At 48.2% G+C, this 14,752-nt stretch carries 10 protein-coding genes and 1 pseudogene; 6 read left to right on the top strand and 5 right to left on the bottom strand.

The annotated features are described in order from the left end of the window. Positions 1–256: 256 nt before the first annotated feature. Both V7K53_RS24055 and V7K53_RS24050 read right to left on the bottom strand, forming a co-directional pair. Positions 257–640 (bottom strand): annotated as a pseudogene (locus V7K53_RS24055) (type 1 glutamine amidotransferase domain-containing protein); the annotation flags it as partial. An 85-nt stretch (positions 641–725) separates the two neighbouring features. Beyond that, entirely contained in the window at positions 726–953 is a 228-nt protein-coding gene (locus V7K53_RS24050; protein ID WP_335200066.1) for a DJ-1/PfpI family protein, read from the bottom strand. Between the two features lie 370 nt (positions 954–1,323). Here V7K53_RS24050 and V7K53_RS24045 point away from each other — a divergent pair, with 370 nt between their 5' ends. Together V7K53_RS24045 and V7K53_RS24035 are read left to right on the top strand one after the other, a co-directional pair. After that, positions 1,324–1,566, top strand: coding sequence for a hypothetical protein (locus tag V7K53_RS24045; protein WP_335200064.1), 243 nt, complete (start codon positions 1,324–1,326; stop codon positions 1,564–1,566). Positions 1,567–2,010: 444 nt separating this feature from the next. Then, positions 2,011–2,256 carry a DUF7219 family protein gene (locus tag V7K53_RS24035; protein ID WP_334717338.1) on the top strand — a complete coding sequence of 82 codons (246 nt, stop codon included), beginning with the start codon at positions 2,011–2,013 and terminating at the stop codon, positions 2,254–2,256. A 762-nt stretch (positions 2,257–3,018) separates the two neighbouring features. On the opposite strand, the gene V7K53_RS24030 is transcribed toward V7K53_RS24035, so the two are convergent. From V7K53_RS24030 to V7K53_RS24020, 3 genes are all read right to left on the bottom strand, one after another. Next, the gene (locus tag V7K53_RS24030; protein WP_335200063.1) at positions 3,019–3,219 is read right to left on the bottom strand and encodes a hypothetical protein; all 201 of its coding nucleotides are present in this window, start codon (positions 3,217–3,219) and stop codon (positions 3,019–3,021) included. Between the two features lie 89 nt (positions 3,220–3,308). Then, the gene (locus V7K53_RS24025; RefSeq protein ID WP_335200062.1) at positions 3,309–4,133 is read right to left on the bottom strand and encodes a potassium channel family protein; all 825 of its coding nucleotides are present in this window, start codon (positions 4,131–4,133) and stop codon (positions 3,309–3,311) included. Positions 4,134–4,190: 57 nt separating this feature from the next. Continuing rightward, positions 4,191–5,243, bottom strand: a complete 1,053-nt coding sequence (locus V7K53_RS24020) for an AI-2E family transporter (protein ID WP_335200061.1) — start codon at positions 5,241–5,243, stop codon at positions 4,191–4,193. 538 nt (positions 5,244–5,781) lie between these two features. On the opposite strand from V7K53_RS24020, the gene V7K53_RS24015 reads away from it, so the two are divergent. The 4 genes from V7K53_RS24015 to V7K53_RS24000 all read left to right on the top strand — a co-directional run bounded on the left by V7K53_RS24015 (position 5,782) and on the right by V7K53_RS24000 (position 14,487). Next, the gene (locus V7K53_RS24015) at positions 5,782–7,803 is read left to right on the top strand and encodes a response regulator (RefSeq protein ID WP_335200060.1); all 2,022 of its coding nucleotides are present in this window, start codon (positions 5,782–5,784) and stop codon (positions 7,801–7,803) included. 51 nt (positions 7,804–7,854) lie between these two features. Further along, positions 7,855–12,735 carry an ATP-binding protein gene (locus V7K53_RS24010; RefSeq protein WP_335200059.1) on the top strand — a complete coding sequence of 1,627 codons (4,881 nt, stop codon included), beginning with the start codon at positions 7,855–7,857 and terminating at the stop codon, positions 12,733–12,735. A 49-nt stretch (positions 12,736–12,784) separates the two neighbouring features. Continuing rightward, complete coding sequence (locus V7K53_RS24005; protein ID WP_335200058.1) at positions 12,785–13,168, top strand: response regulator; 384 nt, start codon at positions 12,785–12,787, stop codon at positions 13,166–13,168. 230 nt (positions 13,169–13,398) lie between these two features. Then, positions 13,399–14,487: a glycosyltransferase family 4 protein gene (locus V7K53_RS24000; RefSeq protein WP_335200057.1), complete on the top strand. Its 1,089-nt coding sequence runs from the start codon at positions 13,399–13,401 to the stop codon at positions 14,485–14,487. Positions 14,488–14,752: the final 265 nt, after the last annotated feature.

Here is a 14,752-nt window from a genome sequence, read left to right as displayed (position 1 = left end):
CCTCTTTTTGGTAACACTGATCTACTGCTAGTAGTTCGCCAAGGAAACTTGGCGGGGTAAAGGGGAAGGTGGGGCCCCCTCTGGGGATAAGGGGCAGGGGGAAAGGGTTTAAATCCCTTACCCTTTTCCCCAGTCCTCACGAGCGCATTTTTGGGTTGGCAGACTACTAGAGATTGCCAGTCGCAGCATTTGAGCGCTGAATCTTGTCGAGATAATAGAGCAGAAATCTAAGGTTTTTCTGAGGAAATTATGACCGTTACGCCATCTGCCGCACTTTTCCTGCCTGACTGAACACTTTGATCATTTCCCGATTAAACGCCGGAATATCGTCGGGCTTGCGGCTTGACACGAGGTTGCTATCCACCACAACCTCCTGATTTACCCACTCTGCTCCGGCATTCTGCAGATCGGTTTTGAGGGAGGGCCACGATGCAAGCCGTCGCCCGCGCACGACATCTGCCTCAATCAGTGTCCAAGGTACATGGCAGATTACGGCTATGGGTTTGCCAGCTTCAACGAAAGACTTGACGAAGGCGATCGCCTGATCATTCACTCGCAGTTGATCAGGATTAGCCACACCACCTGGAAGCAGCAGGGCATCATAGTCAGACGGATTAGCTTGCTCTAGTAGTCTGCCAACCCAAAAATGCGCTCGTGAGGACTGGGGAAAGGGGAAAGGGAAAAGGGTAAGAGATTTAAACCCTTTCCCCCTTCCCCCTTACCCTTTACCCCGCCAAGTTCACTTGGCGAACTACTAGAGAGATATCTACAGGGAAAAAATCGCCTTTATCAAAATGATTCCAACCCTGAACGCGATCGGGCTTAGGGGAAACGATATGAGTTTCAGCACCTGCCTGCTTTAGAGCTTGCTGGGGTTGCGTCATTTCTACTTGCTCAAAACCATCTGTTACCAGAATTGCGACTTTTAGTGTACTAAGGTGTTGATTTGCCATCTTTGTGATCTCCTTGTTCAATTACTTGACGGGTCTGTTTTGGGATCTACTCACCAACAGAATTTCCCTGTGACATAGTCTCAGTTTTTCATGCCATTAATGCTCAATTGGCACTAAAAGCTGTAACCCATATTCCACATAGTTTACAGCTTTTCTTAGTGCCATTCGTCTCAGTACTTGAGTGCTACATCTTGTCGAAACAATAGAGAAGAAATCTAAGGGCTTTTCGAGGAAATTGTGATTGCTTGCAGAAGAACCGATGCTTGAGGGTCAGGGAACGAACTTAAAAACCTCAGTATTCCATCAGATTTTGCTTAAGATTGCTCGCTAAGTTAGAGCAAATTCATTAATCCGTTTAGGCTCAACAACCATGAATTGCATAACTTGGGAAGAATGGAGGCAACAGAGCTATGAACTATCCAGTGGACGTATCGAATTTCCAGAGGATGAAGATGTAATGAGGAGAGATTATCCAATCACTTATTACTACTTCGTTCATCGAGTACCACCAATCGACTATCTATCAAATTTCTTCGTTTACAGCGATCGGGGAAATGAAACTGGTGTTTTTTGTGATCCAGATTCCTCAGATATGTTTTGGGGTTCTGAATGAAAACAAAAGGTAAATAGGACTAGCCTTGCCTTTTCTTCCTCCGATGCCTACTGCTTCTCTGTACCCTGCGGGAAGCAAGCTACAAGTGGCGGCACTTTTTGCCCCAAATTATCCTCCAGCGCACGATGAAACCGATGATGGGATTCGAGTTGTTCAACAGTGAAAAAAGAACATTGAGTGGAATCGAAGCGATGAATATGATCAGGAAAGGACAGGTAAAAGGAGTTAAACAAGGGCATAGTGTCTCTCAAGCCAAGTTTATTGAAGCACTGTTTGAAATTACTGCTTAAGAGAATGCAAATTCTACCGATCGTTTGTCCTTGAACAGTTTTTGCGACATAACCCTCATGCGAATGTACGAACAGGCGCACAAGTTTGATGTTATTCACTCTCATGTTGGTTACCCTGCTCTACCTTACGCTAGCTTAGTGGAAACACCGACCGATGACCAATAGCAGAGACAACTTTCTCTACCCGCGTAGCCGCTACCACGGCAACTTTAGCCCGCAGCACCTTGCATTTAACGCCAATCTCCAGGAGTTCGCCCAGAAAGTAAGCTATATTTGTGCGCTCGAAACCAACGGCAAACTTCCCCCTGGTGCCGCTTATGAGCAAATCAAAGCCCTGTGGGAACAACTGGAGTCAAGCAAAAAAACACTTGGCATTGGGGAAACGCCACCAGAAGTTTAGGTCTCTCGGCACACACGAAACTCTATAGCGGCTAGAGACAAGATCAAACTTTCCTGCTCCGTGTCAACCAAGACCAGCCAGCGGTCCGAAAAATCACCATGACACATCTCTTCTCGCTGAAGCAGCCGTCCTCGCTGACCGCAGTAGAGCAAAGGTTTGAGGATTTCAACTTCTTCACCTAGCAGCACGACACCCTGTTTCTCCAAAGCTCGCTTGTTGACCAATGATAGCTGCCGACTCACAGGCTTTTCCTCTACAGGCAAAACAATGTGCTACCGCTCTTGTCACAAGACTTAAAGGGGTATGGCAACAGACTTAAAGGGGTATGGCAACGGCTCGTGTAAAAATGAGCCATTTACCCTAAATTTCCTACGGAAGAGAGGATTCAGGGTTTGAGACGACTTAACTTGTTGTCGTCGGAAGGATCGGCGCTTCAAAATTAATCGTTGGCGGACAGCAATCGAGGCTCAGGATGCCTCCGGTCTAAGCTCTAATCATCTAATAGGTTTAGAAGTGTTTTGAGGTCTTGCACATTGCGAACTTGCTACCAGTCCACCCCTGTCGCTTTCAATAGGTCGATCGCTACCTAGATGAGATGCTGTGGGTCGGTTCGCTCATTTGCTTGCACAGGTTCTGTATTGTTATCGCGCACCAAGCGAGCAGTAACGCACCAAAACGACGGTGGGCGTGCGTTACGCTACGCTAACACATCCTGCGATCACCAATGAAAAACGAAAACCCTTTAGAAATCTCATGATTGATTTAGTGGACAATATCTACTTCGGAAAGCCAGATCATGGTTTCATATCCTATCCTACCCACCTCTAGCTCTGGCTCCATCTCTACTAGATAATTCCAAGTTCCTGACTGAAGTTGATAGTCACGAATGATGCCAGTTCCACCCACAAAACGAATTGTTTGACCTTGATGAAACATTGGGTTAGCTACAGAATTAACGCGCATGGTTTGATGGTCTCCAAAAGACGTGATTACTACAGTGTTTTGACCAAATAAACAACAATTACTTACCTATAGATGAGTTAGCAGCCACCTCAATCGAGGCGGCGTTCAGATAACCAATTTAGAATCAGTCCTGCAATAACGCCCGTGGTGAGTACACCTAAAACACCCAGTATTCCTGCAAGAAGCTTTCCTAGCCCGGTTACAGGTGCGATGTCACCATACCCGATTGCCACGGCTGTAACGATCGCCCAATATAACCCATCGAGGTACGAGAGGAATTGTTGTGGCTGGCTCTGAAATATAGACTGAGCCGATCGCCCAATGTGTTGTTGAAGTGCTTCATTTTCAGCGTGAATAAATAGAAGGGGAAAGACAACCCCAATCAGTACAATTTGGAAGACGAGATAAGTGTAGAGGCAGCGGCGATTTTGATTGACTCGTCGCATTTCATAAAGGTAAGTGCAGTTTTTAAGCCGACGGAGTTCTGCATCGGTCATCGATGGAGACGTGGGTGCTAACTTTAACAGCCGAAACATCTTCTCGTGTGCCCCTCGCCGCTCATACTGCTGCAATGCGTAACGCAACAGGATTTCTTCTAGACAATGCACATGTTTTGCCATTGAATCGCTGTGGAAGCGAACGCTGTAAAGCAATTCACAATAATTGATCACTGCTTCCGGCGTTTCCCACTCTAACTCCGCAAAATCTTCTGATTCAATGCGATCAGCCAAAAATTGGGAAAACCGCTCTTCCCGAATGATTTCTGGTGCGTATTCCAGTGTCAGCAAAAAGGCTTTACGGATAGTTTGTGCAGTTTTTGTGTCCGCAGGAGTCAGGTCATCATACCAGTCGAGCAGCTGGTCTAATTGTTTGATGCGCTCTTGCGTACTAATCTTTTGACGGTTGCGACTCATCAAGCTCGCTATGATTTTCTTCTTTCGAGCAGTTTTAGGTATTTGAAGCATTACTAATCAAACTTGTTTTTCCAGAGGTGAATGATCTGATGTTGCAGGTGCTTCTAAGCCAATAACGGTATCCACAGAAGCGTTCCGAAGTTCGTGCAGGGTGTCTCTCACAAAACCAGCCAAGGGAACTGAAACAATGAGTCCTAACCATCCAAATAGTTTTGTGCCGATGAATAGCGCAATTAAAATCCAAGCCGGTCTTAGTCCTGTAAAACGACCGAGTAGCCGGGGAGCAATCGCCTGATCAATATGGTCAATTAAAAGCGCCAAAGCAAATGTCTTCAAACCCAGGACAGGAGCTTGGACAGTAATAATCAGACCTGTTAAGCATATGCCCAAAAAACCGCCCAATGGAATCAAGGTTAAAACGCCAATACCCAATCCAAACAGGAGAGCAAATGGAATTTTCAACAGCAGAAATAACACCATCATGGAACTTCCCATCAGAGAAGCTAACGTGATTTGTCTAATGATGTAATTCTGAAAATTTTGCTCAAGGGATTGTTCACACAACGTAGTGACGTGGTTAGGCATCCATTGAAAAATACCCTTCCAAATGCTTTCCCCATCCAGTAGAAAATAGAAGGTTAGAGCGATCGTGAAAACAATATTGTTGGCGCTCCCAACCGTACTCATGGTTAAGGATAAAAGGGGATTGGCGATAGATTGCAAGCTATTCGAGGATAATTTTGTAATCGGAGTATCAAGCAGGCTCAAGCTCACGGGTAAATGTCGCTGTTCTGCCCAAGCTTGCAAATTCTCAAGCCGTTGGTTGCTGGCTTCAATCCAATCTGGAATTGTTACCACGATCTGGCTGAGTTCCTCAATCAAACGAGGTATTAATGTAATCCCCAACCCCATCAGGATCAATAAGGTGAGGAGAAAGACAACAACCACTGCAACACTGTGTCTGTTACCATGCTGCTGAAGAAATTGAACGGGATAGTTCAGGATGAATGCTAGAAGTGCTGCCAGAATCACGATCGCCACCAGAGGTTGAAAGTACTGGAGCGTTTTGATCACTAGCCAAGCATTTAGAATGAGGATTGGAAATATCATAACCATCAACCATCTTGGGCTGATGTGTTTTTGTAGGATGTTAAACACAGGTTTGCAAATTAGTTTTGCTGCGATCATTTTGATATAGAGTGAAGGCTCATCTCTTGAATACCGCAGCAACTCAAGAGATGTTTTGCTCGTCGAATTTCAGCGAATTTTATTTGTACGCTGATCCCTCATGTGTTAGATGCAACAGTTATTTGTTACATCTAAAGAAGTTTTGTTACATCTAAAAAAGAAGGATATTGTTACTTAGCATCCACTAAGTAGCTGGATGAGTTGCTGAAACAATTCCACACTGCTTGAATATGGATGCTTCTACACCTTAGAAAGGGAACCTAAGGGCTTTCTGAGGAAATCATGGTAATTTGCCAACGAAATTATTCATAAAACTTTACATATTTTGAAGCTTTAGAGGGATGAGGAATTGATAGCAACCTGATAAAACGAAAGATACCTCAGTTACCTCTGAAATCTCTAACCTGGCGTATTCCTTCATATTAGGGACTTGCAAGACATAATCTGTAAGGTTCTATGTATGAGACTTCTGATTATTGAAGATGATCGAGATACGGTAGCCGCCCTAGTCGGCTTTTTGTCAGCCCAACTGTTTACGATCGATGCAGCTCATAATGCCAAATCAGCACTGGTATTCGTTGAGACGAACCAGTATGACCTGATTGTGCTGGATGTAATGCTACCAGGATTGGATGGCATTAGCCTCTGTCGGCAACTGAGAACGCAGAATCAGCGTGTCCCCATTTTGCTACTGACTGCGAAGGATGATCCGGCAGACCGTGTGGCGGCAGGCTTTGAGGCAGGAGCCGATGATTATGTCACCAAACCCTACGAGCGATCGGAACTACTTGCCCGAATTCGCGCGTTGTTACGACGAGGCAACACTGAGTTAACGGAGGTACTCTGCTGGGGCGAGTTGCAGCTTGACCCAAATCATTGTCAGGTAACTTACCAGAGTAAACCTCTACACCTCACGCCTAAGGAATACAAACTGTTGGAGTTATTCTTACGACGCCCACGTCGAATTTTTGATCGACAAACGCTGCTTGATCGCATTTGGTCGATTGATGAATGTCCGGGCGAAGAGGCAGTCACCACCCAGATTCGTGGATTGCGGCGAAAGCTCCAAATGGCAGGGCTAACGTCTAATCCGATCGAAACCTTATATGGTTTGGGATATCGATTGAGATCATTGCCCGAGGAGCGGCAGGATGATGAAGAGATGAGAAAAGAAGGGAATGGCACTCTTCATTCCCAGTCTGACCATTCCCAGTGTGATAGTACTAGCGGTATGGATGCTGACTATACCGCAGCAATAGCAACGATTCAGCAGATGTGGCAAGAGTTTCAGGAGCGATTGCAGGAACAACTCGCAACGCTGGAGCAGGCGATCGCCCATCTTACAACAAACTCTCTCGACCCCAACCAGCGGCAGCACGCCCAAACCATTGCTCATCGGCTCATCGGCTCTTTGGGAGCATTTGGCATTCCACACGCAGCAGAGGTTGCCCGTCAGATCGAACGTGTTCTAAACTCCTCAACGGCTGTGTTGCAATCCGAGTCAGCGTTTCGAGTTGAACCGCTGCTTCAGCAACTCCGGTGCATTACCCAGCGATCGCCTATGTTTGCTGTGCCAAGTAGCGAAGACGCGGGGATACGGGGACACGGAGACACGGAGATAGAAGAGGACACGGAGACACGGGGATACGGGCATACGGGGAATCAAGAAGTACTCGCCGCGTCGCCGCGTCCTCCCCTCACCGTGTCCCCTATAGTCTTTATGATCGACGACGACCCAAACATGCTTGAGCCAATGCAGGTAGAGGCTCCTAACTGGGCTGTTCATCTGGAAACGGCTAGCGACCTGATCAGTGCCCGTGAGCGGCTGCAATCCCGTATGCCGAATGCGATCGTGCTGGATCTTACCTTTTCTAACACTACGGAAAGCGGGTTAACCCTACTGGCACAGCTTAAGCGTCAGTTCCCGACGATTCCGGTAGTGGTGCTGAGCGGGCAGGGTGATTTGAGCAAGCGCGTGGAAGTGGCTCGTCTGGGAGCGAATGCCTTTTTGCAAAAACCCGCGATGCCCTCTGAAGTGTTCCAGGTCGTCACTCAGCTTCTCAACCCGATCGAGGCGATCGCTGCTAAACTGTTGATTGTGGATGACGATTCAGTCTTATTAACACGGCTGCAAGCCAACCTAGAACCGAGAGGGTTTCAAGTAACGGCTTTAGCAGACCCAACTCTGTTCTGGCAATTCCTGGAAGTGACCTGCCCGGATCTACTGCTGCTGGATGTCTCGATGCCAGGATTCAATGGTATTGAACTATGCCAGGTGGTCAAGAGCGATCCGCACTGGAGCCAGTTACCTGTGTTGTTCCTTTCCGCGCATTCCGATGCTAATACCCTACATCAGGCATTAGCCGTAGGAGCAGATGATTATGTCTTGAAGCCAATTGTAGAAGCCGATTTGATTCAGCGAATTTTGAAACGACTGGGACAACTATCTGATTCATTCACCGTTGGAAAAAGCAGACCCTGAGGAGAAAACAAGTGAACTGAGAACGGCTGTATTCACAATAGGAGCCATGCTATGACCAATGAACAGGCTGTGTTAGACCAACTGTTTGCAGGCGGCGGTGAAATGGGTGCGCTGATGCGAGCACGCTTCGCGTATACCGAAGGTAACGCCGACTGGTCGCAAACCTCGTTAGGCTTACCAGAGCATTGGTCACAAAGCTTAAAGACCGCTCTTCGCATTGTGCTGACATCGCGCCAACCTATGTTTATCTGGTGGGGCGAAGACTTGATTAACCTCTATAATGACGCCTACAGTTCTTTCCTCCAAAACAAACATCCGGCAGCCCTGGGGCTTCCCGCTTCCCGCGTCTGGCATGAGCTTTGGGATCAACTTGAACCTCGGATAGAATCGGCGATCCGCAAAAATGAAGGAACGTTTGACGAAGCGCTGTTGTTCATCATGTTGCGGAAAGGCTATCTAGAGGAAACCTATGTGACGTTCTCCTACAGCCCCATCCCCGATGATCGTGGCGGCACAGGCGGTATTTTTTGCGCCTGTACGGACGATACCCAGCGCATTGTCGGTGAGCGTCAGTTAGCGCTGTTGCAGGAACTGGCAGCCAGAACAGCAGATGCCCGTACTTTCGATGAAGTCTGCACTCTCAGTGCAAGCTGCCTGGAAACCAATCCTTACGATCTTCCCTTTGCGATGATTTATCTCATCGAGCCGGAGCAACAACAGATTGTTCTGGCAGGGACATCTAGTATTGATCGAGACCACCCTGCCGTTCCTCAAGCCGTTGCGTTTGACGATGATTCGATTTGGCAGCTTGCAGACGTTGTCAGAACCCCAAAAGCCTGCTTGATTACGGACTTGGAAGCATTGTTTGACAACTTACCCACGGGTGCCTGGCAGCAAATGCCGCATCAAGCAGTTTCCATACCCATTGCTGCATCAGGCCAGACCGGAAAAGCTGGCATTTTGGTGGTTGGGTTAAATCCGTTCAGGCTGTTTGACGGCAACTATCGAGGATTCATCGATTTGGTTGCAGGGCAAATCTCAGCCAGTATTGCCAATGCGGAGGCTTACGAAGCAGAACGGAAACGGGCAGAAGCATTGGCGGAGCTAGACCGCACTAAAACCGTTTTCTTCAGTAATGTCAGTCATGAATTTCGCACACCCCTAACACTCATGCTCGGTCCCTTGGAAGATGCACTGGCGAGTTTAGAGGAGCAGGGGAGTGAGAGGATAAATGAGACTCCATCGCCCTACCTACCCGCCTACTTACCGACTCTAAAACACCAACTCCAGGTTGCCCATCGTAACGCCCAACGCTTGCTGAAACTGGTCAATACACTGCTAGAGTTCACGCGGATTGAGGCAGGGCGGATTGGAGCAGTATACGAGCCAACAGACCTGGCGATGTTAACAACCGATTTGGCAGGGGTATTCCGCTCTGCGATCGAGCGTGCAGGTTTACGGTTACGGGTAGACTGCCCCCCGCTGCCTCAGCTTGTGTATGTCGATCGCGAAATGTGGGAAAAGATTGTCCTCAACTTGCTTTCTAACGCCTTCAAATTCACCTTTGAGGGTGAAATTGTCGTCAGTCTACGATGGGAAGAGAGGAGAATGCTTCAAACGTCGAGTTCCGAAGCTGACGATTCCACCTCAGAACTTCAAGCGGTAGATTTTGATCTCGAATCACTGACTTCGGAACCTGACACTTCGAGCTTAGAACTCGATGCTTCCACCTCAGAACTCGACGCTTCCACCTCAGAACTCGGCGCTTCCACCTTAGAACTTGGAGTATCGCGATCGCAACTTGAACCGTCAGCCTTTACCCTTCACACTTCTACGTCCGTCCTTCCTGATGTCATTCTAGAAGTGCGAGATACGGGTACGGGCATTCCCGCCGAAGAACTGCCTCATATCTTTCAGCGATTCCATCGGGTAAAGGGGGCAGCAGGACGGAGCTATGAAGGGTCAGGAATTGGATTGTCCTTAGTGCAGGAGTTGGTGAAACTGCATGGTGGCAGCATTCGGGTCAGTAGCGTGGTGGGTCAGGGAACCTGTTTCACGATATCAATTCCCACTGGATACAGTCATTTGCCAGGCGATCGTCTACAACTACAACACGGCGAAGCCCAACTCATTGGTGCAGAGCGTTCATTTGCCTCAATAGAGACAAGAGCTACCCCTTATATCGCGGAAGCGTTGCGCTGGCTACCAGACGAAAGGAGTGAACGGGTCGATGAGTGGATGCGTGAAGCGGAACACCCCCCATCTACTCCTCCACCCATCTACCCGTCCACCCACTCACCCGCCCCCCCTGCTCGCATCCTCCTCGCTGACGATAATGCCGATATGCGCCACTATATGAGGCATTTATTGAATCAACAGTATGAGGTAGAAGTCGTGTCGGATGGAGTCGCCGCATTAGCCGCCATTCCGCAGCAGATGCCCGATTTGGTCTTAACCGATGTGATGATGCCTCGCCTCGATGGCTTTGGCTTGTTACAAGCGCTCCGGGCGAACCCAGACACTCAACAGATTCCAATCATTCTGCTGTCTGCCCGGGCTGGAGAAGAATCGCGGATTGAAGGACTGGCAGCCGGAGCGGATGATTACCTGATCAAGCCCTTTTCAGCGCGGGAACTGTTGGCGCGAGTTGAGGCAACGCTCAAGATGGCTCGGATGCGTCAAGAAGCGGCGCAGAAAGAGCGGGAACTGCGGCTGATCAGTGAGACGGCTCAACAGCAGGCTGAGGATGCCTACAACCGGATTAATCGGTTGCTGGAAAGCATGACGGATGCGTTTACTGCTCTCGATCGCGACTGGCGAATTATTTACCAAAATTCAGAAGCGCAACGGGTCAACCGCAAACCTGCCACAGAAGTGCTGGGAAAAACACACTGGGAGGAATGGCCCGCATCAGTCGGTACCAACATAGAGCATCAGTATCGACGGGCAATGGCGGAGCAGATTCCGGTTCACTTTGAGCATCACTACTACTTGCCGCCCAGCTATGATATCTGGCTGGAGATTCACGCCTACCCTTCTGAGGAGGGGCTTGGCATTTTCTATCGAGATATCACGGCTCGCAAGCAGTCTGAGGAGGCACTGCGTGTCGCTCACCAACGCCTGACGTATCACGTCATGAACTCTCCACTCGCTGTGATAGAGTTTGATTCTGAAGCGCGTGTCGTGCAGTGGTCACCGCAGGCGGAAAACGTTTTTGGGTGGAAAAACCAGGAGGTGCTTGGCAAACGCCTGATCGATTTGGGATTTGTCCATGCTGAAGATGAAGCAGCCGCTCGCCGAGAGGTCATTGAATCCCTGGTAAATGGGGATAAACAGTCCAAAACGATGTATAACCGCAACTATACCAAAGATGGCTCAATCGTTTACTGCGAGTGGTATAACTCTGTCTTAAGGAATGAGGCAGGTGAGTTGATATCTATCCTGTCACGTGCCTTAGATGTCACCGATCGCAAACGAGCAGAAATTGCCCTCCAGGAAAGCGAAGCCAAATTCCGAGCTGTTTTCGACCAAATGTACCAGTTTCTCGGCTTGCTCACCCCCGATGGAATGTTGCTGGAAATCAATCAAAATCCGCTCACCTTCGCGAACGTTGAGCGTGAGGCTGTCATTGGCAAACCGTTTTGGGAATTCCCCTCCTGGAATGCCACCGCCGAACTTCAGGAAATTGCCAAAACGTTAGTCGCTCAGGCTGCCGCCGGACAGCTTTTCCATCAAGAAGTTGACATTCTCGATGCCAGCAGCAACCTCCACACCTTCGATATATCCGCAAAACCCATCTACGCGATCGAGACCCATCAAATCCTCTGGGTGATCGTTGAGGGGCGTGACATTTCTACCCTGGTGCGTTTGCAAGGCGCTCTACGTTCTGAACAGGAGCGATCGCTCCAGCTAATCACCAGCAGCGTAGACGGCATTGTTGCCTTTGATGCTGATGGCTGTTGCACCCTCTGGAATCCTGCAATGGAACAGATGACCGGACTGCGGCAGGAAGACGTCATGGGCAGACATGGAGTAGACGTGTTTGCTGTTCTCCTGGACGCTAAAACATTGCAAGGCTTTCATCCCGGCATAGAAAAAACCGTCACGACCTTCGACTTTCACTTTACCCACCCCAAAACCAGACAGCGCCAGTGGATCGAAGCCCGCTATTCGCCGCTCCACAACGGCAGTGAGACGCATAACGGCGGGCTGCTGATCGTGCGGGATGTCACTCAACAGCGTGAGTTAGAACGGATGAAGCGTGAATTCATTTCCATCATCAGCCACGAAATTCGCACACCGCTTTCCTCAATCCGGGGGGCGCTGGGACTCGTGGCAACCGGAGTTTTGGATGACGATCCCCAAACGGCGAAAGAGATGCTAGGCATTGCCAACAACAATATCGAGCGATTGGTGCGACTGGTTAATGATGTTCTGGCACTGAACCAACTGGAGTCAGAACAGGTGGAACTGAAAAAGCAATGGTGTGAGGCGGCTACGCTTGTGCAACAGGCATTCTCCAGTGTGCAAAACTTGGCAGAAGCAAACCAGGTTGATTTGCGATCGTCCACTGGAAACATTCAGGTTTGGGCAGACCTGGATTGGCTAGTGCAAGTGCTGGTGAATTTAATTAACAATGCCGTCAAATTTTCTCCTGCTGGAACCACCGTCTCTGTTAATGTAGAACCACAACCTCAGCAGGTTTTATTTCGAGTGACCGACCAAGGACGGGGCATTCCAAGTGAGAAGCTAGAAACCATTTTTGGGCAGTTTCAACAGGTTAATATGTCTGATTCTCGCCAAAAGGGGGGGACAGGATTAGGGCTGTCAATCTGTCGTCTGATTGTGCAACTGCATGGCGGACGCATCTGGGCAGAGAGTGAATTAGGGAGGGGCAGCAAATTTTACTTCACGCTGCCAATACCAGACTAAATTTCCATGATAAAATGTGTTCCAACTCGATAGAGTAACCCTAAATATAATGTCCTCTTCCTATGGCGATCGATGCATTCTTGTCGTTGACGACGAACCTGAACTAAGCCGCATTGTTAAAGTTACGCTAGAACGACTAAAGGGTTGGACCGTCATAACATCTGAGTCTGTACAAGCGGGACTAGAGCAAGCAAAAGGGCAGCATCCTGATGTGATTTTGCTGGATCTCAATCTGGATGGGGAGGGGCTGGCTCTGCTGCAAACTTTAAAGACCAACCCAATCACGCAGTCGATCCCAGTGATTTTGTTCACTGCAACCGACCCGTCAGACGATCGGCTAGAATTGTGCCCTTTCGACCTTGCTGGAGTCATCTTCAAGCCATTCAATGTTTTCCATCTTGCCGATGAAATCATTAAGCAGTTGGGGTGGTAATTCCCCTATTTGGAGGCGAATCTTACTAATTGACGGAAGAGGGATTACACGAAGGCTTTCTTGTATCAAAGTAAAAATTTTCTATTCAGAATTTCCTTATAAACCGCCTCAGAATTTCCTCATCAAATGCTTATCTTTCAGCGTTAGCGTGGCAATCAGAGTTCCTAAAGCAGATCCTGCTTGGGTGGCTTTAATAAACATTTCAGACTCAGTTTTTAGGAGAATCACGAATGCGAATTGCTCAAGTTGCCCCTTTAGGAGAGCGCGTTCCTCCCTTAACCTATGGTGGCACTGAACTTGTTGTTGGACTGTTGACGAATGAGTTAGTCCAGCGAGGACATGACGTTACACTGTTCGCCACAGCAGATTCAATGACTCTTGCCGAACTGGAACCCAGCATTTCAAAATCTTTCCGGCAGTTAGGAATATCGCCTCACGAGGCGCAGATATACAACATGATGCAACTCAGCAAAGTCTACAATCGGGCAAACGAATTTGACATCATCCATTCTCACATCGATTTTCAAGCCCTGCCCTATGCCAATCTGGTAAAAACCCCGACAGTTCACACCCTTCATGGGATTTTTGCCCCACTGATAGAACAAATGTATGTGAACCATAAACACCAAAATTTCATCAGTATCTCTAACTCTCAACGCCGTATGGATCTGGAACTAAATTATGTAGCTACGGTTTACAACGGAGTTGACCCAACCACCTTCATCTTTCATCCAAAACCCGACGATCCGCCATACCTGGCTTTCCTGGGACGAATCTCACCTGAGAAAGGAACCCATTTGGCAATTGAGATTGCTAAACGAACAGGTTGGCACTTAAAGATCGCAGGTAAGATCGATCGCGTCGATACGGATTATTACGAGCAGGATATTAAACCTCATATTGACGGTAAGCAAATTGAATTTTTGGGGGAAGCAAACCATGTTCAAAAGAATGCCTTGATGGGGGGTGCCGTCGCAACTCTCTTTCCCATCGCTTGGCAAGAACCCTTTGGACTGGTAATGACCGAATCAATGGTCAGTGGAACGCCCGTGATTGCGATGGCGATGGGTTCTGCACCAGAAATCATTACTCATGGCAAGACTGGTTTCCTTTGTCATACCGTTGAGGAGTGCATCGAAGCGTTGGCGAAGGTTGCCGAAATCGATCGCCATGCATGTCGCCAACATGTAGAACAGTGCTTCAGCTTAAATTCTATGGTGGATGGCTATGAAGCAGTCTATCAGAACGTGTTGGCAGACCAATTCAGCCGCAACGGTCGGCTCCAATTCAGCTCTGTTGTACGAATGGCACTAAGTTAAGCGCGACCACTACTTTCATCCGATAGAAGAAAAAAGCCTCTAAGGGAGGTAAAACAGGTTTTGATCCCTCAGAGGTTCATAATGTCTATCCCGAATGGCACTAAGAAAAGCCGGAACCCTATCCCAACGTTGACCGTAAAGCCCAACAATTTCGCTTGGTAGAATAAGTTATTGTGATTTGAACGATAATTTAGCCAAACGGTCACGAAATACTTCAGAAGCACTTAGGACAAGATATACTTCATACTTGAGATATGAGTTGTAA

Origin of the sequence: Nostoc sp. (assembly GCF_036917355.1) — a bacterium.
In the GTDB taxonomy this organism is placed as follows: Bacteria; Cyanobacteriota; Cyanobacteriia; order Cyanobacteriales; family Nostocaceae; genus Nostoc.
The sequence above is the reverse complement of the archived record's forward strand: the minus strand, read 5'-3'. Positions and strand labels throughout refer to the sequence as shown.

What these genes read in the sequence shown, in the direction of transcription:
- V7K53_RS24030 (WP_335200063.1), bottom strand. Translation starts at nt 3,219, where the DNA reads ATGCGCGTTAATTCTGTAGCTAACCCAATGTTTCATCAAGGTCAAACA.
- V7K53_RS24015 (WP_335200060.1), top strand. Translation starts at nt 5,782, where the DNA reads ATGAGACTTCTGATTATTGAAGATGATCGAGATACGGTAGCCGCCCTA.
- V7K53_RS24045 (WP_335200064.1), top strand. Translation starts at nt 1,324, where the DNA reads ATGAATTGCATAACTTGGGAAGAATGGAGGCAACAGAGCTATGAACTA.
- V7K53_RS24000 (WP_335200057.1), top strand. Translation starts at nt 13,399, where the DNA reads ATGCGAATTGCTCAAGTTGCCCCTTTAGGAGAGCGCGTTCCTCCCTTA.
- V7K53_RS24035 (WP_334717338.1), top strand. Translation starts at nt 2,011, where the DNA reads ATGACCAATAGCAGAGACAACTTTCTCTACCCGCGTAGCCGCTACCAC.
- V7K53_RS24010 (WP_335200059.1), top strand. Translation starts at nt 7,855, where the DNA reads ATGACCAATGAACAGGCTGTGTTAGACCAACTGTTTGCAGGCGGCGGT.
- V7K53_RS24020 (WP_335200061.1), bottom strand. Translation starts at nt 5,243, where the DNA reads ATGATATTTCCAATCCTCATTCTAAATGCTTGGCTAGTGATCAAAACG.
- V7K53_RS24005 (WP_335200058.1), top strand. Translation starts at nt 12,785, where the DNA reads ATGTCCTCTTCCTATGGCGATCGATGCATTCTTGTCGTTGACGACGAA.
- V7K53_RS24025 (WP_335200062.1), bottom strand. Translation starts at nt 4,133, where the DNA reads ATGAGTCGCAACCGTCAAAAGATTAGTACGCAAGAGCGCATCAAACAA.
- V7K53_RS24050 (WP_335200066.1), bottom strand. Translation starts at nt 953, where the DNA reads ATGGCAAATCAACACCTTAGTACACTAAAAGTCGCAATTCTGGTAACA.